The following is a 23,116-nucleotide window of genomic DNA, read 5'->3' as shown; positions in this document are numbered from 1 at the left end:
CCACTATTTCCTCTGGCTTGCGGAACGCAGTATGGAAGCCTCATCAAGTCCTACTCGACTGGCAGCGGCACCGAGGTCATTCAGTTTGCGATGGGCATGTTGGAACCGAAGTTCTGCTACCCAGACCCACGGCTTCCTGCTTGAATCGTAGAAGACGAACTGCGCCAGTTGACCAGACTTTTTTCTCGAGCGAACGACGCCACTCTCATCGCCAGCGAAAGTGTGACGGACAGTGTCATAGTGCTTTCCGGTCGAGAAAGCGAGATAAAGGCGCTGCCCTTCCGGGCTCAAGGCAACGAGGTCGTATCGGTCTGCGGGGCCGACAGATTTAAGAGGAACGAAGGGAAATGAACGTTCGCTGCCTACGCGGACGGTGTCACACAGAGGCATGGAGCAAAGAAGGTATATCTTTTCCTGACCATACCGCCCTCTCACCACGGTGCCTTCTGTCAAAATAGGTGTCCGATCTCCCGGGAAAGGAGAGGGATCATTTCGGGCTAGGCATGTCAGGCGAGCGAAATCATAATCCAAGCTCTCGGCAGATCCATCGGGAGAGAGTACGCTAGTAATGGTTTCTTTGTACTCTCGGCCCAGGTTAAATTTATGGCCAGCCATGGCCTGATTGGTCACCTCGAATTGACCTCGGTGCCTGTCGCCGGAAATGGCCTGGACTAGCTCATCTTTAGATATCAAGGCAGTCTTCTTCTTGACTGTCAACTCGACTTGATCGGCTATATGCTGCTCAGCCCAAAGCGCGATGGCCTTGGGCTCCAACCAGCGACGAACGTCTGCGCTGTCCAAAAGGGTCTTAATCTCATCAGAGACCAAACGAACAAGCAGCTCCTCACTCTCAGGGCCGCCCTCGTAGAATCGATGCGACAGGAATGGTGTGTCGAGGTTGACCCCGAATCGGGTGAGCAGCCTGTGTGCATCAGCCCTAACGGCAGCAAGTGAGGCCACGGCAACGTTGCTCACCAAGCCGGCAGTGAGTACGGCAAACTCCTCCACCAACTTCTGAGGCAAATCATTTTCTTCTACCTGGAGATTTGAGTGCACTGAATCTATTGTCAGGCCGCCAGCTTTTGCAAGCACCACAACTCGCATGCAGCCGCAGTCAAGCCAACGCGACGAATCGTTTGGTCCAGATGAAGAAAGAACTGCGGTGTCGAGATGGCCTGCGATTGATTGAAAAACGCTCTCCAAATCTGGATGACTAGTATAGAAGCACACCAATCTGAGTCGACCTTGACCCAGTTGGTCCTCTGCTGCCACCTCAGACAGCAGCTTTAGGGCCGCTTGGCCGTCGACAGCGTCGTTTAGCTGCCAGTCCAGGACCAAAACATCTGCGCGGCGTGCTGCTTTTACGAGCCGCCTATTGAGGGTCCCATCGTCCTGCTCATCCTGAGACGGACGAAGGACCGCGCAGGTCAGACCGATATCTGCGCTGGCATCAGTGAGTACCGAAACATCGAGAGATGCCCCACCAAGCTCAAAATCAGTCGAGTCATCGAAGGACTCCGAAAAGGCGGTGCCTGAGTTAGGATCGATAAGCCCTGTTACCTTCTCCTGCTCCCCATAAGTAGCGCGATCATCGACAACCACAATCGTGTGGATAAACTCCTGGGCCGCACGTATGCAAAGATCCTGGTAATTCAGAGCTGAATCTACCGGATGCAAAGAAGACGACATTTTAGTCGCTGCCATCTGTGCGGTCTCCTGTCGATCTATTTCGCTATGAGTCAGGGTAGTGCAATGGATGAAGCGGTACCAAAGATCAGCCCTTAGTCATCGAACTCCAGGGCTAGCGTGTCCGCAATATCCTGCTCCTTCGATGGAGATGCGGAGTCATCATCAGGCTCGCCGAGAGTGAATCTTGCTCCGCCGAGGGGCGACGTCGATAGAGACAAGGACCACGACTCTTTCTTAAGAACGTCTCGACTAATATGCAGACCCATTCCGCGGCCACTTGGCTTACGAGAGAATCCGAGCTCAAAGATTCGAGCCTGGTCTACTGTGGGAACGCCAGGGCCATTGTCCTCGACGATCCATTCCCCTTCTTTATGGTCTAGGCGAAGTACACGCGGGTTGCCGCGCGTACTTAGCCAGTAAATGGCATTGTCAACCAAGTTGACGAAGACTGGATAGAGTGTCGATGGGTAAGCTCGTACTTTTGCAGAGCGAAATTCCGCGGTTGCTTCGAGTTGAATACTTTCTTGCGAAATTCGCTCTTGAAACAGGTCGACAAGAAATCGCTCAACCTCGGCCCCCTTCATGATTGTGTCCCGCCTATAGAGGCGACGGTTTAGAGGCGTGAAGAGTCGAAGGTACGCATCCAAGTGCTCGAAGCTGGCTCGAAGATCAGAATATACGGGGCGCAGGCCCTTGTTAGCGTCTGCCCAGGACTTCAACCTGCGTAGGTTATTTCGAACTGCTCGAATGCTAGAGGAAAATTCGTGATTAATGACCTGAAGTGCCAAGCCGAGTTGGGCAAGTTCTAGATCTTCATCGGCTCGGTCTCGCAGTGAGACTACTTCTTGCTCGAGGGAGCCGATTACATCGACAAAATCTCCATTGGAAGAATCAGTTTCACTTCCGAGCGACATATTTACACGATCAACGAGCTGGTTCAGTTTCGAAAGGTCTCGTGACAGGGCTCCATCGATCCTGTCCTCAAAACGACGACGGATGTCTGCGATTTCCTGATCGTTAAGCCTGTCGGTGTCCATGCCTGCAAGTTCAAGAAGGACAAGTCGGCAATCGTCTTCGAAGGCCTTCCGGCTGTCGCTTGCTTGACGCGTTAGCGATTCGCGCATCACCTCTACGACTTCAGTAGTCTGTCGGTGCGTCCGTCCCAGGGTTCCTTGCGCGTCGGAAATTCGACCCTTGATTCCCGACTCTAGACGCCGGCGCCTATCAAGAGAAGAGCCCAACCGCTCAGCTGCTGCGGAGCTCCGCCTCTCAACTTCCTTTCTAATTTCATCTAGTAGGCCGTGTTCCATGACCTCAAATTCTCGCTGATAGTCGTCCCAGTCCTGGGCGACACTCTTTGGTAGCGCCACTCCTCTAGGCTTGGAAACCCTATATCTGGTCCGGATCTCGATAATGGCTCGAAGCGCTCGCGTCTCAGCCATCACGACCTTCTCAGATGCCCTCGCTTGGTTTGTGTCGGAGGTGGCATCAGCAAGGTTTATCTCAAGTTCTCGAAGAAGGACCCCTACCTCCTGTTCTGGTGTTCCACTATTCAGGCGCTGTTCCGCGAGCTGTAGTTCACGCCGAAAATCTGCCTTCCGTACTCGAGATTGCTTATCGTGTCTCTGCCGTGCTTCCGATTCGCGTTCCAGTTCGCTGCGAGTGATTCTCCAGGAATCGTCCGAGCTGTCATTACGGAAGAAGTCTCGAGCTGTTTGTACGAGGAAGTTTTGAAGCAGATCTCTAAACTCGCGATATGCCGCGTTTGCTCGGAAACCCTCGCGTCCCGCCTTTTCCTGCAGGCGAAAGTTTTCCCTACTGTTGATCCCAACGACGCCAAACATGCGCCGGTAGGACCAGAAGTAATCAGAAGCGCTTTTGCTGCGCTCGCGTTCAATGTCGAGCCAGTCGAAATCACTGCGTCCGTATGGAAGCATACGGACCCTGTCTCGATAGACGTACAGGCCTCCGACGCGGGCGAGCTTACGCGCCAGCCTGTTGAAGTCTTCGTCTCCCAAACGGGATTGACTCTTATTCCCTTGCACATATGCGAGGTTTAGCTCAAACTCACCACAAAGAGTTCTATTCCCTCGGGATCCTGGCCACGGAACTACGTGAGAAACAGGTTCTCTGCCGTATACGGACACTTGACCCGTAAATTGGCCATGCTCATCGAAGCGGCCCGAAATTTGGTGATCTGCGAGTTGGAAATCCTGAGGCGTGAAAAACTCGCCGTCGCCGATCACGTCCAGAGATACTTCACGCGAGCGATGATCATAGAAGTGAGCGACCATGGGTGGCGGCGGATTGCCGGGGACCATAGTATCGCTGAAGCCGATCAGCGTCCTAAAGAGAGGTGAGGCTTCTTGCTCACCTCTGGGATCTCCGCTTACGTCGAATGCGAGCATCTCGTCAGTCGGAGTGATCCAGAACTGGGTCCCTGATGCCTCTCGAAGACTCGGACCAGACATGCGCTGAGAAATAACGACAGGGTCCAGATTCTCCAGCAATGAGATCTCATGATGGACCGTCTGAGAGATATTCTCGGCGATTCTTCCGTCGAGCAGGCTGAGATTATCTCGAATTGCCTGTACGAGTTGGCGGACGTCATTCTGGTCGGGAAGTCGTCCGACTGGGATCTGGCGGACGGGGATTTCAACCTCTTCAAGGTCAATCCCAGGTGCTGTGAATAGGGTCCAATTAACGAGGGACAAGGTCAGGAAGCGATCCTTAGTGCTGCGGGTCAGAACCATGACCTGAGGGCCAACCGCAGCCACAGCCAGACGTCCGATGCCCTTCTCCCCAAGGATGGGGCGCCGCGTCCCGTCCGGAACATCGGGAGAGGAGGCTGCGTTGACCTTGCTCTCTGTTCCAACAACAAGCCATTTTTCAAGAAAATCACGCTGGGTCATGCCGACACCGTCGTCACGAATTACTAGAACATTCTCCTCGCGGAAGTAATCCCCGATGACGTTCTCAGCGTAGGCGTCGTGTGCGTTCTTGAAGAGCTCATTGATTGCCGTAGGGATGCCGGCGATCTGTTGGCGCCCGAGCATGTCGACTGCACGGGCACGGGCTTTAAAATTAGCCATTCTGTGCAGACCTCCGGTTTGTGGTTTCCCCTCGAGCCACTAGGCTTGTTCTGTAGAAATCTTGAGCTGTTTGACGTGTGGCGCCTTGGATTCAAGTATGTCGCGTGCGTGAAGTGTCGTACCCGGCAGCACGAACTGGTCTGGATTTGGCCTCTTTCCGCCCAACATCCAACTGCATACCCAAGCTAGTTGATGGCTAATCAGAGGGGGAACGGCGTCGCCTACGTGACGGTAAGCGTTCTGTCGGCTGGTTCCTTCGAAATCGTAGGTGGTCGGAAATCCTTGTAGCAGCGCAAGCTCTCGCACGGTACAAAGACGATCCTGCCGCGGATGTGTGTAGCGGCCGTTTCCTACGTGACTACATTCGCGCTTAACGACTGGTGCGGGTGCATCCCATGCCATTCGACCGTACACATCGCTGAAGTGGTTCGTGCGAGCAGCTTCCACCGACCTTCGCATCGCTGGCGTAGCCAGTTCGACTGTCTCAGGCTTTTCGAAGAGGCTAATCCAGGATCCGCCGTCTGTCGGAATTGCCTGAATTCGGCGCAGAACTACATCTGTCACATTGCTGCTCACATGCGATCGATCCGCCGGGTGCGCTTCGCCGGCACTGACTTCGGGTAGGTCGTAAATCGCATGCCGGACCGTGGTCGCCTTTGGGTCGACCTCCCATCCCGCCCAAAGGTCGTCAAGGGTGCGGAGTGGCATATCGGGGGCCACTGCAATAATGATGGCGCGCTCGCGGCGCTGTGGCAGCCCCATCCGGTCAAATCGGTAAATTTGCGAGTGGACTGAGTAGCCCAACTTCTCGAGCTGCGAAGTAAGATTCTCTGAATGTGACCTAAAAGAACCTCGAATCAACTCTCTAGCGTTCTCGAGAACTATAATTTTGGGTTTCAGGATCGCCGCAAACTCAGCTACGCGACCTACTAGGCTATTGCGAGGGTCGTCCTCGAGATGATTTTTGGGCAGCGTTCGAGTGAATCCAGTGCAGGGAGGGCAGGCAAGCAGAATTGTGGGGCTGCGAAATTTGCCCTCACGGCGAACTGCTTTAAGCAGCTCTGAAGCGCCTATTTCCTGAAGATCGTACGCGAGGGGCTTGATGCCAATATTGCGTTCGTAAGTATCATTGCAATCAAGCGTGCTTCGGCTCGGCTTGCTTTTCTGGGCATCCACCGCCGCTGCGATGCGAAATGCCGGATGAGCATGGAACCCACAGCTCATTCCCCCAGCGCCGCTGAACAAGTCAACAACTGTCCAGCGTCTATCGCGCGCGGTCACTGACCTTGCGGCAGGAAGGCCGCCCAGCGGGGAAGCTCCGCGCTCGATTGGGGGCAGTGGATCAAGAGGGCGCACATGGGGAGATGGTAGCTTACGCAGCGTTCACTTCCAGGCCTTTGGTATAGCTTCTCACCGATGCCGGAGGGGGCCATGGGTGTCCAGTTCCCCGCATGGCCGTGGTAGCCCTGTTGAGGTCGGCGGAGCGGGTTTGGCCGGTGTCCTGCCCGGTTTGGGGTCGAGCATGATCAGGGGGCCGTACGCTGGCCGGCAACTCGGGCAGGCTGTGATCCTGCCCGGAATTTGAACGAGTGGCCCCCTGGTCTTGCTCGACGCGGGACCCGAACCGGGGAGGTGGCTAAAGCCGTGGAGCCGACCGCCCCAGCCAAAGAGGGTGTCTCCCCACTTCATGCCCGCAGCCGTCGAGCGCGCCGCCGGGCGCGGCCAGCCGGGGCGGAGACAGGAGGCAGGCCGCGCCGCAGAGGCGGCGCGCGCCCGCGCCGTGCGCGGGCCTTGATGAAGTAGAGAAAGTCTTATCCCGCTGTGATGAGCTGCTTGCCGTCGTGGCTCCGCACGTGAGGGCCGTTGCCGTCCAGGGCGTCCAGGAGACGGACCGCGTAGACCTCGGCCATGCGCTCGCTGACTTCGTCGGGTGTGAGCCAGGAGACGGCTGTCGACTCGCTTGATGTGCGCTCGGTGCCGCCGGAGGGCTTGCAGCGGAAGACCAGGGCGACGATGCCTCGGGTCGTGTTCTTGTAGACGCCGGTGAGCTGGTCCACCTCGACGTGGATGCCTGTCTCTTCCCAGACCTCGCGTGCAACGCCGGCCTCGGGTGTCTCGTTGAGTTCGAGGATGCCGCCGGGGAGCTCCCAGGTGCCGTTGTCGGCTCGGCGGATCGCCAGGAGACGGCCGTCCTCGCGCACCACTACTCCGGCGACGGACACGGAGTGCAGGGGAGTGGGTGCCGCTTCCTGTGATTGACTCATGTAGAGGAGCATAGGAGGCAGGGAAGGACTATGGGAACTGCGGCGGGAGGGGCCGGTTCCGGTCCTCGATATGTGCAGATCGCTGATGACCTCGTGCAGCAGATCCGGGCGGGGGTTCTCAAAGCCGGCGACATGGTGCCGAGCGAATCCGAGCTGGTGGACCGCTACGGCGTCTCCGGCGGGACGATCCGTAAGGCCATGGTCGAGGTACGGGCGAGTGGGCTCGTCGAGACCAGGCACGGCAAGGGCTCGATCGTGAAGAACCGGCCCCCCGTACGGCACCGCTCCTCCGACCGGTTCCGGCGCTCGCTCCGGCAAGGGGGCCAGGCCGCCTACCTCGCGGAGTCCGCACAGTCCGGCGCCACTGCCAAAGTCAGCGTCCTCTACATCGGTCCCATGGACGCGCCCGAGGACGCCGCCGAGCGCCTCGGCGTTCCCGCCGGTACGCAGGTGTTGGCCCGCCGGCGCCTCTACTTCCGCAACGGCACCCCGGTGGAAACCGCCTCGTCGTACCTGCCCTGGGACGTGGTGAAGGAGATCCCCGAGCTGTTCGCCGAGAACCCCGGGGGCGGTGGCATCTATGCCCGACTCGAAGATCACGGGCATGAGTTCGCGGAGTTCGTCGAGACGCTGCAAGCGCGCCCGGCCTCGAAGTCGGAGGCGTCGGAACTGGCGCTCAGCCCCGGTGCGCCCGTGGTCCACCTGATCCGGGAGGCCCGTACGACCGCGGGTCGGGTGGTCGAGGTGTGCGACACGCTCATGGCCGCTGACCAGTTCGTTTTCGAGTACCGGATCCCTGCCGACGACTGACGGCCGCTCAACTCCCCGCAACCCGTCGCGAGTTCTTCTTCGCGGCGGGTTGACTCATGTACAGGAGTCATGCACTCTTCTTCATGTCACTCATATACATGAGTGACGGAGTTCAGCATCTATAGAGGAGTGATCTGCTGTGCGTCAGATTCCCGTCGACACCTCCAGCGCTGTCGTGATGGTCGCCAAGACTCCGCAGGTCAAGGTCCGTGACCGCCGCACCGGTGAGGTCGCCACCGACACGGAGACCGGTGCTCAGCTCATGACCGTGGACGTGATGTTCGCGGCGAACGAGGAGGTGGAGATCCTGTCCGTCACCGTTCCGGAGCCCGGGATCACCGGTGAGCTGTCCATGGGCACGCCGGTCGCGCTCACCGGCCTGGTCGCCCGTCCGTGGGAGAACGACTTCAACGGTCAGCGGCGGCATGGCATCGCGTTCCGCGCGGTCGCGGTCACCTCGCTCGCCGACGTCGCCACCGCAGGGTCGAAGGCGGCCTGATCATGACCGCCTTCACGGTCGCTCTGGTGCTGGTCGTCGCCGCTGCGGGTCTCCTGCGGTGGCGGCTGCCCGCCTGGTACTGGCTGGCCTTCGGGGCCACCCTGGCCGCACTGCGGGTCTTGGTCCGGTACCGCTCGGTCATGGACGCGTGCGGGTTGACCGTTCCGCCGGCGCGATGGCGGTTATCTCTGGCTCGGGCCACCAACCGGCCGATACCTGAGCCCCGCCCACCGCGTATCCGGCGACTGCGGCCGACTCGCACCGGCCTGGTCCTCCGACTCAAGCTCCGTCCCGGCCAGGACATCTTCGACATCGCTGCGGCCTCGGACCGGCTTCGGCACTCGTTCTCGATGTTCGGCGTGACCTCGCGTGAGGTGCGGTCTGGGGTCGTCGAGGTGCGAATGACCGGATACGACGTGCTCAAGCGGGTGCAGATGCCTGCTGAGACGGAGACCCGGGCGATGCGGGTACCGGTCGCCCTTCGGGAGGACGGGGCGGTGCACTACCGCGACTACCGCGCGATACCTCACGCCCTCACCCTCGGCGCCACGGAGTCCGGCAAGTCGGTCTACCAACGCAACCTGGTCGCCGGCCTTGCACCTCTGGACGTCGCCCTCGTCGGCATCGACTGCAAGCAAGGGGTCGAGCTCTTCCCGCTGGCCCGCCGGTTCTCAGCGCTGGCCGACAGCCCGGACACCGCCGCCGAACTCCTCGATGCACTCGTGGCGCGGATGGCGGACGTCTACCGCCTCATCCGTACCCAGCAGCGCATCACCGTCGATGTGCCGGACGCGGAGATCGCCGCCGACATCTGGGACCTGCCTGATGAGCTCCGCCCGACCCCCGTCGTCGTCCTGGTCGACGAGGTGGCCGAACTCGCCCTGTACGCAACGAAGGAGGAGGAGAGGCGACGGGACCGCATCATCACCGCCCTGGTCCGTCTCGCGCAGCTCGGCCGCGCCGCCGGTATCTACCTCGAAATCTGCGGACAGCGCTTCGGCTCCGAACTCGGCAAGGGCATCACCATGCTTCGCGCCCAACTCACCGGCCGCACCGCCCACCGTCTCAACGACGAGACCTCTGCCAACATGGCCTTCGGCGACATCTCCCCGGACGCGGTCCTCGCCGCCATCCAGATTCCCGCCGAACTGCGAGGCCTCGCCATCGCGGGAGACGCGTCCGGCGGTTGGCACCGCATTCGCGCTCCGCACACCTCGCTCCGCCAGGCCGTGAACCTCTGCAACCGGTACGCCGACAGGGCACCGGACCTGCCAGAGCTGGCCCCTTTCCGGCCCACCACCGGCACCGCCACCGACCTTGTGCCATCAGCGAAGGCCTCTCCGGCCACCGCCTGATCTCTCCCCCCACCGGTAGGCGTGACCGTCTTCGCGCCGAGTCCCTACCACCGCCATGCCCAAAGAAGGGAGAACCGCCATGTGCCCCGACTGCGAGGACTTCGCCCGGACCGTGCTTCTGCTCGGCCAACTCGCTCTGTACGCCGACATGGCCGGCGCCGACCTCGACTTCGTGGACGTCGTCAGCCAGGCCCTCGCCGTGTCGCTGCCGGAGCCGCCGGGCACGTTCCCGGACGGCTCCGACCCCGCTGAGGACTCCTGATGGGCGCCCGGCACGGTCTCCGGATCGACGCGGTGTTGATCCAGGCGGTCATCGCCGGAGCTCTGTCCTTCGCCCACCTGCACGACCTCGCGGCCGCGGCCGGACAGGACGGCTGGAAGGCATGGGCCTACCCGGTCAGCGTCGACCTGCTCCTTGTCGCCTCCTGGCGTCGGCTGCGCAGTGAGGGCCCGTCCCGATTGGCCTGGTGCTGGTTCCTGATCGCCCTGTTCGCGTCGCTCGGCGCCAACGTCGCCACCGCCGGGTTCCTCGACCTGGCCGACCCGCCGGCCCTGCTCCGGCTCGGCATCGCCGGATGGCCCGCACTCGCCTTCCTCGGTGGCACTCTCCTCGCCCACTCGTCGGGGAAGCCGGAGCCGGTTCCTCCAGCCGCCGTCACGGAGGCAAAGGACGTCGGGCCGACGCGTGTGCCTGACGCCGCCCCGACCTCATCCCCGGCCGATGAACTCCCTGCGACAACGGCCCTGTCCTCGCCACCGGCCCCGTCCCCGGATACGCCAGTTCCCGCCGTGCTGATCGACCACGCCCGCAAGGTCGCCGACGAGTACCGCACCCGTACCGGATCACCGATCGACACCGACACCCTCCGCTCCCGCCTCGGCGTTCCGCCCCACCTCGCCGATGCCATCGCTGCCCGCCTCAGCTGACCGCAGAGGAGAACTGAGATGACCCACGATCCCGCCGGCCTGACCGTGGCCGACTACCTCGACGGAGCGCGTGAGATGGCCGCAGCCGGACGTCCGTACCCCGCCCACCTGCTCGCCGAGGAAGCCGCACGGCGCGTCGACGACCCGGCCACCGCCCGCAGCATCCGCACCCAGTACACCGACCCGACGACCGACAGGGGCTGACCGGCATGCCCGCCCGCGACAGCTTCCACTCCGTGATGCGAATCGGCCCCGTGCAGATCGGCACCCACCGCGACCGCACCGGCCGCACCGCCCACGCCGCCGTCTGCACGGCCGACCGCTGCGGCTGGTCCGCCGACTACTCCAGCCGGACCGCCGCCCAACTCGCCGCCCGTACCCATCGCTGCACCGTCCGTTAGGAGACAGCGTCCATGGACGTCCCCCTCTGGATCGCCCTGCTGGTCGTCGGCTACCTCGGCATCAAGCTCTTCCGTCCGCCGGCGTGGCTGATCTGCGTGCTCCTCCTCGGCGGCTACCTCCTCGCCGACAGCCTCTTCGCCTCCGTCATCGACACCGCCGTCAAGTAGCCCGCGCCCGGGAGAGGAGAACCACCCATGTTCCAGCCCAAGATCCCGACCATGCCGCAGCCCTCGGGCCTGGTCACCCCGCCCGCCGTCGTCCAGCCGACCACCATCACGCCGGGCACGCCTGCCCCGGCACCCGCCGCCGCCCCTGAGCCGTCCCGTCCGGTCGTACAGCTCACCCCAGGCACCGCGGTCGCGCTCGTCGGTGCCGGCACTGCCGTCGTCCTGGTCGTCGGCACCGTCCTGGTCTCGCTGCTCCTGGCGGTCGCCGTCACCAGTGCCTCGGTCGCGGTCTGCACGGTCGTCCTGCGATCCCTGATCGCGTCCGACGCCAAACGCCGCTGACCGGCCCCCGGGCGGCCTCGATACCGCCAAGCATCCGCCGCCCGGGAGCCGTGCCCACCGATCGATCTCGCAACCGGAAGGAACCCCCAGCATGGCCCACCGGCCCTCACCCTCGAAAGAGAAGCGGTCCATGCCCGCCCCACAGCTCGACCCGACCGTCCTCGGGGACGTCCTCCGGGTGGCCTCGGCCTCCGACTACACCCGCTGGGAGGACCAGATCCGCCGCACCGGCGGCTGTGCCGACCCCGTCCATCTGAGCGGCTGGGTAACCCACAAGGACAAGACCACCGGCGAGACCCTGCACCGCTACTCGACCGCGTACGAGCCGGGCGGACGCCTTCGTATCGCCTGTGGCAACCGCCGCGCCTCCCGCTGTCCTTCCTGCGCCTGGACCTACGCGGGCGACACCTACCACCTGATCCGCGCTGGCCTCGCCGGAGACGACCGCCGCGACATCACCGCCGCCGTACGCGACCACCCGCGCGTCTTCGCCACCCTCACCGCACCCTCGTTCGGCCCTGTCCACAACCGACCCGACCGGGGCACCTGCCGTTGCGGCATCGCGCACGCCTCGGACTCCGGGGACCTGGGCTCCGCCCTTGATCCGGAGACCTACGACTACGCGGGCGCCGTGCTCTTCAACAACCACGCCGGGGAGCTCTGGCAGCGTTTCACCACCCGACTCCGCCGCGAACTCGCCATCCACACGGGCATCCCACGCCGTGAGCTGGGCGACCATCTCCGCGTCTCCTTCGGCAAGGTCGCCGAATTCCAGAAGCGCGGAGCCCTCCACTTCCACGCTGTCGTACGTCTCGACGGCCCCGAGGGACCTCGTACGCCGCCGCCCTCTTGGGCCACCGTTGATCTCCTCACCGACGCGATACGCGCCGCAGCCGCGCACTCGTACACGTCGGTCTCCGTCCCGGCTGCCGGTGAACAGCCGGCCCGGACCTTCCGGTGGGGCCGACAGCTCGACGTCCGCCCGGTCAAGGCTTTCGGCGACGGTTCAGATGTCACCGAACAGGCTGTCGCCTCGTACGTGGCCAAGTACGCCACCAAAGCCGCCGAGAACACCGGCACCCTGGACCGCCGTATCGGTGAACTCGCCGAACTTGACCGCCACCGCGTTCCCGTTCACACCCGCCGACTCATCACCGTATGCCGTGAGCTCGACAGCCTCTATCCGGACCGGCGCCTCTGGGCCTGGGCGCACATGCTCGGCTTTCGCGGCCACTTCTCGTCCAAGTCCCGCACGTACTCGACCACCCTCGGTGCCCTCCGCCAGGAACGCGCCGACTACCGCGCTTCACAGGAAGCGACCGTCCTCGGCCTGGCCGACCGTGAACCTGACACTGTCCTCGTCCTGACGGACTGGCAGTACGTCGGCCACGGGCACACCCCCGGCGAAGGCGCTCTCGCCGCCACCATCGCCCGTGACCTCCAGACCAACCGCGAGACCGCCCGCGACGCACTGAAGGAGCGCACTACCGACGAGGGGGAGTGGTGACCGTGGCAGACCGACTGCTCACCGTGCACCAGGTCGCCGAACGCCTCGGCACCGGTCTCCGCTTCCCTCGCCGGCTCATCGAGGAACGCCGCATCACGTTCGTCAAGGTCGGCCGACACGTCCGCATCCCCGAGAGTGCCGTGGAGGAGTACGTCAGTGCCCACACGGTGGCGCCGATCGTCCTGCGGCCCGCCTCGGCGTACTCGTACCGGAGGGCTGCCTGATGGCCGCCAAGCGTAAGTCCCGACGCGCCTTCGGGCGGATCCGTAAGCTGCCGTCCGGCCGGTTCCAGGCTCGGTATCCGGGGCCTGATGGCGTGCTGCGTGCCGCTGATCAGACATTCGCGACAACGACGGACGCCGATCGCTGGCTGGCACGGAAGCGAATCGAGATGGAGGAGGGCCGCTGGCTCGACCCCGCCGAGGGACGGACCACCGTCCGCGATTGGTCGGCACGATGGCTCACCGCGGTCTCCCCGCAGCTCAAGCACAAGACACAGGCCTCGTACCGATCCCTGATCAACTCGCTGATCGTTCCGGCGCTCGGTGATCGTGAGCTTTCCAGCCTTCGGCCGATCACCATCGTCGAATGGGTCGGTGCGATGAAGACCCGTGGTCTCAGCGCCTCGCGGATCAGGCAGGCCTACCGGGTGCTCTCGCAGATCATGCGGGCGGCCGTCGACAACGAGATGATCGGGCAGACCCCGTGCAGGGGCGTGAAGCTGCCCCGCATGCCGCAGACCGAGCCGCACATCCTCACCCCGCTGGAAGCCTCATGGATTGTGCGGAGCGCGACGAAACCGCATGACCTGCTGATCTCCTTGCTCGCCTACGCGGGTCTGCGGGTCGGGGAGGCGTTCGCGTTGCGGCGAGCGGACATCGATGTGTCCGGTGGCCTGGTCCTCGTAGATGAGAACCTGGCCGAAGCGAACGGCACCCTGGTCTTCGACACTCCCAAGTCCCATCAGAAGCGGGTCCTGCGGATCGGGCCGTCACTCGCGGCGCGGATCGGCCGGCACCTGGAGACGCTGTCGGGTGCGGAGGACGCTCTCCTCTTCGTCACGCCCGGCGGCAAGCCTCTGCGCTACAACCAGTGGCGCAAGGCGTACTTCGATCCCGCCGTGGCGGCTGCCGGGCTCACCGACGTCACGCCGCACGATCTCCGCGCCTCACACGGGACGTGGGTCGCTGACCGGTATGGCGTGATGACCGCCGCGCACCGGCTCGGGCACTCGAACGCGAGCGTTACCACTCGGCACTACGCCCGGCCTGTCGCCGGTCGCGACGACCAGGTGGCGAAGGCGTCGGACTTCTGGCTCAGCGGGTCGGACGCCGAGAACGGCGGTGCTGTGGAAGCCACTTCGGACTGAAGGCGCAGCCCCCCCACCGGGTCCAGGCCCCTGACCATGAACGTGGTCGGGGGTCGCGGCGTGTCCCGGCGCGTGCAGACTTCACCGGACGGGGACGCTCCTCGATATCGTCAGATCGGATCGCGCTGCCTCGTGGAGCACGTTGAGGGCCTCCACCAGCGGAACCGTGCGAAGTTCGGCTATCCCACTTGAGGGGATCCGGGCAATCCGCAGCAGCTCCCACGTCCGCTGGTTGACCGTGTGAGCAGCGGTGGCAGCCTGCTCGTTGCTCAGCAGGATGAAGGTCTCGAAGAGGATCGACCTTCTGTTCTCGCTGGCCTCCATCTCGTTCAAAGGGTCGGACGCGTCGGCTCCCTGGTCGCGGACCCGCCCGGCTTCCATGGCAGCCCTCTGGATTTCCTTGATGCACGACAGGTACTCGATGTACGTATCAAGCTTTCGCTCGTCCCAACGCGTGGCCATCTCCCGTCGAAACTTCACCCGTTCAGCCGTGGTCGTTGCGAAGTAGGACGTCAAGGCGCCGATCAGGACGCCGACCAAGGTGAAGATCTGGGTGGCCATGATTGACAACGTACCTTCGCGGGACGCTGCGGTTCGGGGCATTGAAGAGGTGGATCCCCAACTCAACGAGCACGATCACGCCTGGGGGCACGTAGCGGGCACGACAACGATGACTGTGGCTCTACTGGGACGCTCATATCCCTCTGACCTGCGGCGGAGACCGGTAGCCTTCCACCCGCCGAAAGGTCTTGAAAACCGTCGTCGCAGCGATGTGACCGTGGGTTCAAATCCCACACCCACCGCAGGTGAACGGCCCCTGACCAGGCGAATCGGTCGGGGGCCGTCCTCTTTCGCGCAGTCGTCGGGAACCACGGATCTTCCGTCGGCCCTCCGCTGACCGGGCACGTCAGGGGCACCTCGCACACCCTCCGGGACCCGTGCCACACGGGCGACGGCAATGCCCCTGTGGACGAGGGGCGCTCCCGGTCCCGTGCCGGTTCCGGTGGCGGGAGCCCGACGGCCGGCACCGTCAGTCGCTGATGCCGAGGTCCTCGCGCATGATGCGGTGCATGGCGGTGAGTTTGGGCTCCGCCGCCTTCAGGGCCAGGAGTACCTGTTCCGGGTTCTCGGTTCCCGCAGCCCTGCCGCGGTCGATGCGTTTGACGGCGGAGTCCACGGCGGCGAGGACGGTGTTGAGGTCGCGCGAGGCGTTGATCACCGTAGTGGGGATGATCATCTGGGCTTCGGCGTACCGGTCGCGGTAGTCCCGGCGGCCCACTTCGAGCTGGACCCTGTCCTCGTCGGTGTAGACCCCGTCCCGCAGGCGATGGAGGGCGTCCTTGAGGAGCGTGTGGAAGTGGCGGGAAGCCCGGTTCATCGAGGTGTACGCGGCGCGTCGTTCCTCGAAGTTCCGTCGCTTCCCGTCGGCCAGGGCCGCCTCGGCGCGTTGACGCGCCGTCACCCGGCTGGCGACCAGCGGTGCGAACAGCGTGCCGAGGACTCCGGCGACTGCGGTGAGCATGGTGGCTATGGCGGCATCATGGCCGTGACGCTACCTGCGCCGCGCCCGGGCCGGACGGCGGTTCGGGCGTCGTGACGCCCGGGCCGGCGGCACCGGGCCCCCCGGGTGGCGGCCCCGAGGAGTCCGGGCGGGCCCCTCCACCTTCAGGAGGTGGGGCCTGCCCTACCTCTACAACCTGAGGCGGACGTGGCTTCGCGACCTGGGGCCGATCCCCTCGACGGCGCCCGCTCCTAGCGTGGGGCTATGACCACGCCAGTGTGCACCGGCGCCTCCACGGCGCTCGCTGCCTCCGCCGGAAACCGCCGCTACCCGTCGTTCTCGTCCTACGTACGGGCGCGGGGCCCCGTACTCCTGCGCACCGCCCGCTCGCTCACCGCCAACCCGAGCGACGCCGAGGACCTGCTGCAGACCGCGCTCACCAAGACCTACGTCGCCTGGGAGCGGATCGAGGACCACGGTGCCCTGGACGGGTACGTCCGCCGCGCTCTGGTGAACACCCGCACCTCGCAGTGGCGCAAGCGCAAGGTCGACGAGTTCGCCTGTGAGGAGCTTCCCGAGAAGGAGGCCGCACCCGCTCCCGACCCGGCGGAGCACCAGGCCCTGCACGACACGATGTGGCGTGCCGTCCTCAAGCTCCCCGACCGTCAGCGGGCCATGGTCGTCCTGCGGTACTACGAGGACCTCAGCGAGGCGCAGACGGCCGAGCTGCTCGGGGTGTCCGTCGGTACCGTCAAGAGCGCCGTCTCCCGGGCCCTCGGGAAGCTCCGTGAGGACCCGGACCTCACCCCGGTGCGCTGACCCGGCCACCCGCGCGCCGCCTGGGCGACGTCCCGCGTGCCCCCGGTGGGACGACGGCCTGCGTGGCGTCCGTACGTCCGGCCGCACGCTGCCTGTCACGGCCACCGATGGGCCCCCGTCCTGCCCGCCGCCACCGTCGCGCCGCGGTGCCCCCGGGCCGCCGGCCTGCCCGCCGACGTCGGATTGGTACTCCCGGGACTAGTGACATACCGCTCGGTATGTGAGCAGAATCAGCGGAACCCCTACTGCCACGTAGCGCCCACCGGGAGGACGCCGTGCTGAGCACCATGCAGGACGTACCGCTGACTGTCACCCGCATCCTGAACCATGGGATGACCATCCACGGGAAGTCGCAGGTGACGACCTGGACCGGCGATCCGGAGCCGCAGCGGCGCAGCTTCGCCGAGATCGGCAGGCGTGCCACGCAGTTGGCGCACGCCCTCCGCGAGGAGCTGGGCATCGACGGCGATCAGCGTGTGGCGACCCTCATGTGGAACAACGCGGAGCACGTCGAGGCCTATCTCGCGATCCCGTCCATGGGCGCCGTGCTCCACACGCTCAACCTCCGGCTCCCCGCCGAGCAGCTGATCTGGATCGTCAACCACGCCGACGACAAGGTTGTTCTCGTCAACGGCTCCGTGCTGCCGCTGCTCGCGGCACTCCTCCCGCACCTGCCCTCCGTCGAGCACGTGGTCGTCTCCGGGCCGGGTGACCGGTCGGTGCTCGACGGCCTCGCACCGCGGGTGCACGAGTACGAGGACCTGCTCGCCGGCCGCCCCACCACGTACGACTGGCCCGAGCTGGACGAACGCCAGGCCGCCGCCATGTGCTACACCTCCGGGACCACCGGCGACCCCAAGGGCGTGGTCTACTCCCACCGCTCCGTCTACCTCCACTCCATGCAGGTCAACATGGCGGAGTCGATGGGGCTGACGGACAAGGACACGACCCTCGTGGTCGTCCCGCAGTTCCACGTGAACGCGTGGGGTCTGCCGCACGCGACGTTCATGACGGGCGTCAACATGCTCATGCCCGACCGTTTCCTCCAGCCGGGCCCGCTCGCCGACATGATCGAGCGCGAGAAGCCGACGCACGCCGCCGCGGTCCCCACCATCTGGCAGGGGCTGCTGGCCGAGGTCACCGCCCGCCCGCGCGACCTCACGTCCATGGCCAGCGTCACGATCGGCGGCGCGGCCTGTCCGCCCTCCCTGATGGAGGCGTACGACAAGCTGGGCGTCCGGCTCCACCACGCCTGGGGCATGACGGAGACGTCACCGCTCGGCACGATGGCCAACCCGCCCGCCGGGCTGACCGACGAGGAGCAGTGGCCCTACCGCATCACGCAGGGCCGTTTCCCGGCCGGCGTCGAGGCACGCCTGACCGGCCCCGGCGGCGAACGCCTGCCGTGGGACGGCGAGTCCGCAGGAGAGCTGGAGGTGCGCGGGGCCTGGATCGCCGGTGCGTACTACGGCGGGGCGGACGGCGAGCCTCTGCGGCCCGAGGACAAGTTCAGCGAGGACGGCTGGCTGAAGACAGGCGACGTCGGGGTGATCAGCGCGGAGGGTTTCCTCACGCTCACCGACCGGGCGAAGGACGTCATCAAGTCCGGTGGTGAGTGGATCTCCAGCGTGGAGCTGGAGAACGCGATCATGGCGCACCCGGATGTGGCCGAGGCGGCCGTCGTCGCCGTTCCCGACGACAAGTGGGGCGAGCGCCCGCTGGCGACCGTCGTCCTCAAGGAGGGCGCCACGGCCGACTACGCCTCCCTGAAGACGTTCCTCGCCCGGTCCGTCGCCAAGTGGCAGCTCCCGGAGCGGTGGACGATCATTCCGGCGGTGCCGAAGACGAGTGTCGGCAAGTTCGACAAGAAGGTGATCCGCCGGCAGTACGCGGAGGGCGAGCTGGACGTCACCCGGCTCTGACGAGCCCGGACGCTTCCAGGGCCCGAGGGTCGCCCGGGCCCGGTTCGCTTCGAGGGCGGTACGGATCCTCCCGTACCGCCCTCGACGTGTGCGTGCCGCGCGCGGTGCTCAGTTGGTCCCTATCTTCGCCAGCAGGTCCACGATCCGGGACTGCACCTCGTCACTCGTGGATCGTTCGGCCAGGAAGAGCACGGTCTCCCCCGAACCCAGCCGCGCCAGATCCGACTCGTCCATGGCGGCCGAGGTGTAGACGACCAGGGGCGTGCGGTTCAGGTGCCCGTTCGCCCGCAGCCAGTCGATGATCCCGGCGCGCCGGCGGCGCACCTGCATCAGGTCCATCACCACCAGATTCGGCCGCATCCGGGTGGCGAGGTCGACCGCCTCGCTGTCGCCGGACGCCCGGACGACCTGCATGCCGCGGCGCTCCAGCGTCTCGGTGAGCGCCAGCGCGATCTCCTCGTGCTCCTCGATCACCAGCACCCGCGGCGGGTGCTGGCCGCTGTCGCGCGGCGCGAGCGCCTTGAGGAGTACCGCGGGGTCGGCGCCGTACGCAGCCTCCCGGGTCGCCTGCCCCAGGCCGGCCGTCACCAGCACCGGCACCTCCGCCGCCACGGCGGCCTGGCGCAGCGACTGGAGCGCCGTACGGGTGATCGGCCCGGTCAGGGGGTCGACGAACAGCGCGGCGGGGAAGGCCGCGATCTGGGCGTCGACCTCCTCGCGGGAGTGCACGATCACCGGACGGTAGCCGCGGTCGCTGAGGGCCTGCTGGGTGGAGGCGTCCGGGGCGGGCCAGACGAGCAGCCGCCGGGGGTTGTCCAGCGGCTCCGGGGGCAGTTCGTCGTCGACGGGCAGCGGCTGCGGGCGGTTGGCCACCTCCACCGCGCCCCCGGGGCCGTCCAGTGGCTCCGGGCCCTCGGCGCCCTCGTCGGGCGCCCCTATGGCGTAGGCGCGCCCCTCCGCCGCGGGCGCGGACAGCAACTGCCCCGAGCCCTGCGTCGTGCTGCCCTGCGCGGCACCGGGCGCACCCGGCACGTGGGGCTGCGGCGGAACGGGGGCCGGGCCGGGCTGGGCCGCGGGTTCCGTCTCGGGCGGGGCCGCGAGCTTGCGCCGGCGTCCGGCACCGCTGAACGTCTGGTTCTGCTGATGAGCGAGGTGCTGCGCGAACGGCACGCCCTGACCCAGCGTCCGCACGCTGAACGCCCGTCCCTGGGTCGAGTCCGGCGAGGCGCCCGCCGGCGACGGCGTCTCCGCGGGCAGCGGCTGCCGCCGGGCGTCCCGCACGGGAAGGGCCTGCGCGTCGGCGTCGGCGGGATGATGCGCCGCTGCGGGGGACGGATCCGGGACGGCATCGCCCGGCACGCTCATGGTGCCCGAGGTGTGTGTGGTGCTGCCGGGGCCGGCCCAGGACTCGTCATCGGCGTGACCAGGTGCGGCGGCGGGAGCGGACTCGTCCGCCGTCGGCGCGGCCGGCTCCCGACCCGGGGCGCCCGGCTGCGCCCAGTCGGGCTGCGGGGGAACGGCCGGCAGCGGCTGCCCCGGGACGGGGTGGCCGGGCCGGGGCTGCTGCTGCTCCGGTACGTCCACCCGGCGCGCCCTGCGGCGGCCGGACGGTACGGGGTGGGCCTGCGGAGAGGTGTGGTCCGCGTCCGGTGCGGTACGGGCGGCGTCGTGCCGCTCCACCGGCGCACCGGCCGCACCGAACCCGTCCGGAGCGACCGGCATACCGGGAGCACCGGGGCCCACCGGCCCGGGGTACGCGGGTACCCCGGTGGAGGCGGGCGGGACCGGTGCGGCCGGACCCGGCGCTCCCGGCGGGACCGGTGCGGCGGGCCCCGGCGCTCCCGGCGGGACGGCCGCGGGTGACGGGGCGGTAGCGGGTGCTGGGACCGGTGCGGTGGGCGGGACCGGGGCGGCGGAGGCACCCGGTGCGGCCGGCGGTACGCGGTCGGCGTCGGCGGGCGGCAGCGCGAACGCGGTACGGGGCCCCGTCGGCTGGGCGGCGGCGGAGCGTTCCTGGGCCGCGGCGAGAGCCCGCCGGGCCCGCCGCCCCCCGGGCTGCTGCGCGGACTGCTGGTGAGCCTGCTGCGACGACGTCTCGGAGGAGGCGAGGGCCGGGAGCGCCTGCTGGTGCCCACCCTCCGGACGCCCCTGGGCACCGTGCGGCACGCCCTGCGGCGGCACGGTCCGGCCGCGCTGCGGGCGCCCGCCGGCACCCTGCGCGCCCTCCGCCGCCGTCACCACGGACCCCTCGGACGGGGCGGGAGCCGCGGAGGCCGCCGCGGGCAGGGCCAGCGCTCGACGGGGTTCGGCCACCGAGGCCTCCGTACCCGTCTCGGCAGGGCTGGGACGGCCGCGCCGGCGGCCGGAACCCCCACTCTGCTGCGGCAGGACCACGTCCTCCTGCTCCTGCTGTTCGCCGGGGGCCGCCGCACGCCGGGCCCTGCGCCGCCCGGTGGGCTCCGCCGCCTCGGTGTCCCCGGCCGGCGGCGCCTCGACGGCACTCTCCAGAAACGCGTCCGTCGACGACCGGCGCGCCCTGCGCCGGCCACCGGGCTGGGGCTGGGACGCGGGAGCGGCCTCGGGCTCCGGGACCGGAGCTTCTGCGGGCACCGGGGCGGGGGCCTCTGCGGGCACCGGGCCGGGAGCCTCTGCGGCCACCGGCGGCGGGGGCACGACCGTCCCGGCACCCGCACCGAGGGGCACCTCCAGGACGTACGCGCTGCCGCTCATCCCCGGCATCTCGTGCGTCTGGAGCACGCCGCCGTGCGCCCGTACGATCCCGCGCACGATCGGCACGTGCACCGGGTCTCCCCCGGCGAACGGCCCACGCACCTCGATCCGTACGACGTCCCCACGCTGCGCCGCGGCCACGACGACCGTCGAGTCGACGTAGCCGCCGCCCGGGACCAGCCGTGCCTTGCCGGTCGAGTCGACACCGGCCACGTCCGCGACGAGGTGGGCCAGTGCCGTGATCAGCCGGCCCGGGTCCACCTCCGCCTCGATCGGGGGCGCGTGCACCGCGAACTGGGCGCGGCCGGGCCCGATCAGCTCGACCGCCCCGTCGATACCGGCGGTCACCACGGAGTCGAGCAGCACCCGCTGCTTGACGAGCTCCTCCGCGCCGCTGTCCAGCCGCTGGTAGCCCAGGACGTTGTCGACGAGCGTCGTCATCCGGGCGTAGCCGGCGGCCAGGTGGTGCAGGATCTGGTTGGCCTCGGGCCAGAGCTGGCCGGCCGGGTCCGCGGCGAGTGCGGACAGTTCGCCGCGGAGTTCCTCCAGCGGACCACGCAGGGACTCCCCGAGCACCGCGGTCAACTGGGTGTGACGCTCGCCGAGGTCGGCCAGGCGCTCGGTCTGCTCCTCGAGTTCGGACGCGTACCGCTCGGTCCGGTCGGCCAGCTCGGCCGCGTGCCGTTCGGTGAGTTCGTCGATCTCGGCCCGGTGGCTCTCGGTGAGTTCGGCGACCGCGGCGGCGTGCCGTTCGGTCAGCCCGGTGACCTCGTCGGTGTGCTGCTGGGCGAGCTCCTCGAACGGCCTGCGGTCGGTGAACGTCATGACGGCGCCGACCAGCTGGTCCCCGTCGCGTACCGGTGCGGTCGTCAGGTCGACCGGCACCTGTGCCCCGCTCTTGGACCAGAGCACCTGCCCGCGCACCCTGTGCTTCCGGCCGGACTTGAGCGTGTCCGCGAGCGGAGAGCCGTCGTAGGGGAACGGCTCGCCGTCCGCCCGGGAGTGCAGGACCAGCGTGTGGAGTTCCTTGCCGCCGAGGTCGCTGGCGCGGAAACCGAGGATCTGGGCGGCGGCGGGGTTGACCAGGACGACCCGGCCGTCCATGTCCGTACCGACGACGCCCTCCGAGGCGGCCCGCAGGATCATCTCGGTCTGACGTTGCGAACGGGCCAGCTCGGCCTCGGTGTCGACGGTGCCGGAGAGATCCCGCACGACGAGCATGAGGAGCTCGTCGCCCGTGTAGCTGGAGTGGATGTCGTTGTACCCGGCCTGGCCGCTGTCCAGGCTGGCGCTGGTGACCTCGACGGGGTACTCGCTGCCGTCGGTGCGGCGCGCGGTCATCCGCGTCGGCTTGGTCCTGCCCTGCTCGTCCGCAGCATCCGGCCTGCGCATCGAACCCGGGATCAGCCTGGAGTCGAACTCCGGGAGCAGATCGAGCAGCCCGCGCCCCACGAGGGCGGTGCCCGGGGTCTCGAACATTTCGAGGGCGATGGTGTTGGCGTTGACGACCGTGCCGTTGCAGTTGACGAGCAGGAGCCCGTCCGGGAGGGCGTCGAGTATGGCTGCGAGGCGAGCAGCGCCTCTGGATGGCCTGCTGCTCACGAGACGCTTCCTCCCTGATTACCGCACCTTGCCGACAGCGGGCCCCATCCTGCCCCTCGGGCCTCAGGCTGTCACGGGACGAGTCTAAAGGCTGGGACGGTACATGGGGCGGCGGATGA

21 protein-coding genes are annotated in these 23,116 nt (G+C 66.7%); 14 read left to right on the top strand and 7 right to left on the bottom strand.

Going from position 1 to position 23,116, the window contains the following annotated elements:
* Positions 1–3: 3 nt before the first annotated feature.
* The 4 genes from BA175_RS30875 to BA175_RS13715 all read right to left on the bottom strand — a co-directional run bounded on the left by BA175_RS30875 (position 4) and on the right by BA175_RS13715 (position 7,057).
* Entirely contained in the window at positions 4–1,704 is a 1,701-nt protein-coding gene (locus BA175_RS30875) for a response regulator receiver domain (protein ID WP_139131391.1), read from the bottom strand.
* A gap of 77 nt (positions 1,705–1,781) precedes the next feature.
* Positions 1,782–4,781 (bottom strand): ATP-binding protein, encoded by a 3,000-nt coding sequence (locus BA175_RS29570; RefSeq protein ID WP_139131390.1) that lies wholly within the window; start codon positions 4,779–4,781, stop codon positions 1,782–1,784.
* A gap of 39 nt (positions 4,782–4,820) precedes the next feature.
* Entirely contained in the window at positions 4,821–6,026 is a 1,206-nt protein-coding gene (locus BA175_RS13720) for a DNA cytosine methyltransferase (protein WP_217493216.1), read from the bottom strand.
* 566 nt (positions 6,027–6,592) lie between these two features.
* Positions 6,593–7,057, bottom strand: coding sequence for an NUDIX hydrolase (locus tag BA175_RS13715; RefSeq protein ID WP_026241770.1), 465 nt, complete (start codon positions 7,055–7,057; stop codon positions 6,593–6,595).
* 18 nt (positions 7,058–7,075) lie between these two features.
* Here BA175_RS13715 and BA175_RS13710 point away from each other — a divergent pair, with 18 nt between their 5' ends.
* From BA175_RS13710 to BA175_RS13660, 12 genes are all read left to right on the top strand, one after another.
* On the top strand, positions 7,076–7,855 hold the full coding sequence (locus tag BA175_RS13710; protein WP_003967790.1) for a GntR family transcriptional regulator: 780 nt from the start codon (positions 7,076–7,078) through the stop codon (positions 7,853–7,855).
* Between the two features lie 139 nt (positions 7,856–7,994).
* Positions 7,995–8,354, top strand: a complete 360-nt coding sequence (locus tag BA175_RS13705) for an SCO3933 family regulatory protein (protein ID WP_069171550.1) — start codon at positions 7,995–7,997, stop codon at positions 8,352–8,354.
* 2 nt (positions 8,355–8,356) lie between these two features.
* A complete protein-coding gene (locus BA175_RS13700) occupies positions 8,357–9,709 on the top strand; it encodes an FtsK/SpoIIIE domain-containing protein (protein WP_069171549.1) in 1,353 nt (450 codons plus the stop codon).
* A gap of 79 nt (positions 9,710–9,788) precedes the next feature.
* Complete coding sequence (locus BA175_RS13695) at positions 9,789–9,971, top strand: hypothetical protein (RefSeq protein ID WP_069171548.1); 183 nt, start codon at positions 9,789–9,791, stop codon at positions 9,969–9,971.
* Positions 9,971–10,636, top strand: a complete 666-nt coding sequence (locus tag BA175_RS13690) for a DUF2637 domain-containing protein (RefSeq protein WP_069171547.1) — start codon at positions 9,971–9,973, stop codon at positions 10,634–10,636. Before BA175_RS13695 ends, BA175_RS13690 begins: the two co-directional genes overlap by 1 nt.
* An 18-nt stretch (positions 10,637–10,654) precedes the next feature.
* Positions 10,655–10,840: a hypothetical protein gene (locus BA175_RS13685; protein WP_069171546.1), complete on the top strand. Its 186-nt coding sequence runs from the start codon at positions 10,655–10,657 to the stop codon at positions 10,838–10,840.
* Between the two features lie 5 nt (positions 10,841–10,845).
* Positions 10,846–11,037 carry a mobile element transfer protein gene (locus BA175_RS13680; RefSeq protein WP_003967784.1) on the top strand — a complete coding sequence of 64 codons (192 nt, stop codon included), beginning with the start codon at positions 10,846–10,848 and terminating at the stop codon, positions 11,035–11,037.
* A gap of 12 nt (positions 11,038–11,049) precedes the next feature.
* Positions 11,050–11,205, top strand: coding sequence for a hypothetical protein (locus BA175_RS30550; protein ID WP_098894951.1), 156 nt, complete (start codon positions 11,050–11,052; stop codon positions 11,203–11,205).
* A 27-nt stretch (positions 11,206–11,232) separates the two neighbouring features.
* Positions 11,233–11,547: a SpdD-like protein gene (locus tag BA175_RS13675; protein ID WP_069171545.1), complete on the top strand. Its 315-nt coding sequence runs from the start codon at positions 11,233–11,235 to the stop codon at positions 11,545–11,547.
* Between the two features lie 91 nt (positions 11,548–11,638).
* Entirely contained in the window at positions 11,639–13,054 is a 1,416-nt protein-coding gene (gene repSA / locus BA175_RS13670) for a replication initiator protein RepSA (protein WP_069171544.1), read from the top strand.
* 2 nt (positions 13,055–13,056) lie between these two features.
* Complete coding sequence (locus tag BA175_RS13665; RefSeq protein WP_069172103.1) at positions 13,057–13,278, top strand: helix-turn-helix domain-containing protein; 222 nt, start codon at positions 13,057–13,059, stop codon at positions 13,276–13,278.
* Complete coding sequence (locus BA175_RS13660; protein ID WP_069171543.1) at positions 13,278–14,423, top strand: tyrosine-type recombinase/integrase; 1,146 nt, start codon at positions 13,278–13,280, stop codon at positions 14,421–14,423. The genes BA175_RS13665 and BA175_RS13660 overlap by 1 nt, the downstream gene beginning before the upstream one ends.
* Positions 14,424–14,504: 81 nt before the next feature.
* Here the strand turns inward: BA175_RS13660 and BA175_RS13655 are convergent, their stop codons facing one another.
* Both BA175_RS13655 and BA175_RS13650 read right to left on the bottom strand, forming a co-directional pair.
* Positions 14,505–14,984: a hypothetical protein gene (locus BA175_RS13655; RefSeq protein ID WP_069171542.1), complete on the bottom strand. Its 480-nt coding sequence runs from the start codon at positions 14,982–14,984 to the stop codon at positions 14,505–14,507.
* 469 nt (positions 14,985–15,453) lie between these two features.
* A complete protein-coding gene (locus tag BA175_RS13650) occupies positions 15,454–15,945 on the bottom strand; it encodes a hypothetical protein (protein ID WP_069171541.1) in 492 nt (163 codons plus the stop codon).
* Positions 15,946–16,188: 243 nt separating this feature from the next.
* Between BA175_RS13650 and BA175_RS13645 the strand changes: the two genes are divergently transcribed.
* Entirely contained in the window at positions 16,189–16,743 is a 555-nt protein-coding gene (locus BA175_RS13645; RefSeq protein WP_069171540.1) for a SigE family RNA polymerase sigma factor, read from the top strand.
* A gap of 275 nt (positions 16,744–17,018) precedes the next feature.
* Positions 17,019–18,665 carry a long-chain fatty acid--CoA ligase gene (locus BA175_RS13640; RefSeq protein WP_069171539.1) on the top strand — a complete coding sequence of 549 codons (1,647 nt, stop codon included), beginning with the start codon at positions 17,019–17,021 and terminating at the stop codon, positions 18,663–18,665.
* 108 nt (positions 18,666–18,773) lie between these two features.
* Here BA175_RS13640 and BA175_RS13635 read toward each other — a convergent pair whose 3' ends face one another.
* Complete coding sequence (locus tag BA175_RS13635; RefSeq protein ID WP_069171538.1) at positions 18,774–22,997, bottom strand: PAS domain-containing protein; 4,224 nt, start codon at positions 22,995–22,997, stop codon at positions 18,774–18,776.
* Between the last annotated feature and the right edge of the window lie 119 nt (positions 22,998–23,116).

The sequence above is a fragment of the Streptomyces griseus genome (assembly GCF_001715295.1).
GTDB classification, from domain to species: domain Bacteria; phylum Actinomycetota; class Actinomycetes; order Streptomycetales; family Streptomycetaceae; genus Streptomyces; species Streptomyces griseus_G.
Note: the sequence above shows the minus strand (reverse complement) of the source record. Positions and strands in the feature narration are given on the sequence as shown.

Excerpts from the sequence above, each read along its gene's own strand:
- BA175_RS13685 (WP_069171546.1), top strand. The coding sequence starts at position 10,655 with ATGACCCACGATCCCGCCGGCCTGACCGTGGCCGACTACCTCGACGGA.
- BA175_RS13680 (WP_003967784.1), top strand. The coding sequence starts at position 10,846 with ATGCCCGCCCGCGACAGCTTCCACTCCGTGATGCGAATCGGCCCCGTG.
- BA175_RS13645 (WP_069171540.1), top strand. The coding sequence starts at position 16,189 with ATGACCACGCCAGTGTGCACCGGCGCCTCCACGGCGCTCGCTGCCTCC.
- BA175_RS13655 (WP_069171542.1), bottom strand. The coding sequence starts at position 14,984 with ATGGCCACCCAGATCTTCACCTTGGTCGGCGTCCTGATCGGCGCCTTG.
- BA175_RS13660 (WP_069171543.1), top strand. The coding sequence starts at position 13,278 with ATGGCCGCCAAGCGTAAGTCCCGACGCGCCTTCGGGCGGATCCGTAAG.
- BA175_RS13695 (WP_069171548.1), top strand. The coding sequence starts at position 9,789 with ATGTGCCCCGACTGCGAGGACTTCGCCCGGACCGTGCTTCTGCTCGGC.
- BA175_RS13700 (WP_069171549.1), top strand. The coding sequence starts at position 8,357 with ATGACCGCCTTCACGGTCGCTCTGGTGCTGGTCGTCGCCGCTGCGGGT.
- BA175_RS13715 (WP_026241770.1), bottom strand. The coding sequence starts at position 7,057 with ATGCTCCTCTACATGAGTCAATCACAGGAAGCGGCACCCACTCCCCTG.
- BA175_RS29570 (WP_139131390.1), bottom strand. The coding sequence starts at position 4,781 with ATGGCTAATTTTAAAGCCCGTGCCCGTGCAGTCGACATGCTCGGGCGC.
- BA175_RS13675 (WP_069171545.1), top strand. The coding sequence starts at position 11,233 with ATGTTCCAGCCCAAGATCCCGACCATGCCGCAGCCCTCGGGCCTGGTC.
- repSA (WP_069171544.1), top strand. The coding sequence starts at position 11,639 with ATGGCCCACCGGCCCTCACCCTCGAAAGAGAAGCGGTCCATGCCCGCC.
- BA175_RS13650 (WP_069171541.1), bottom strand. The coding sequence starts at position 15,945 with ATGCTCACCGCAGTCGCCGGAGTCCTCGGCACGCTGTTCGCACCGCTG.
- BA175_RS13710 (WP_003967790.1), top strand. The coding sequence starts at position 7,076 with ATGGGAACTGCGGCGGGAGGGGCCGGTTCCGGTCCTCGATATGTGCAG.
- BA175_RS13690 (WP_069171547.1), top strand. The coding sequence starts at position 9,971 with ATGGGCGCCCGGCACGGTCTCCGGATCGACGCGGTGTTGATCCAGGCG.
- BA175_RS30875 (WP_139131391.1), bottom strand. The coding sequence starts at position 1,704 with ATGGCAGCGACTAAAATGTCGTCTTCTTTGCATCCGGTAGATTCAGCT.
- BA175_RS30550 (WP_098894951.1), top strand. The coding sequence starts at position 11,050 with ATGGACGTCCCCCTCTGGATCGCCCTGCTGGTCGTCGGCTACCTCGGC.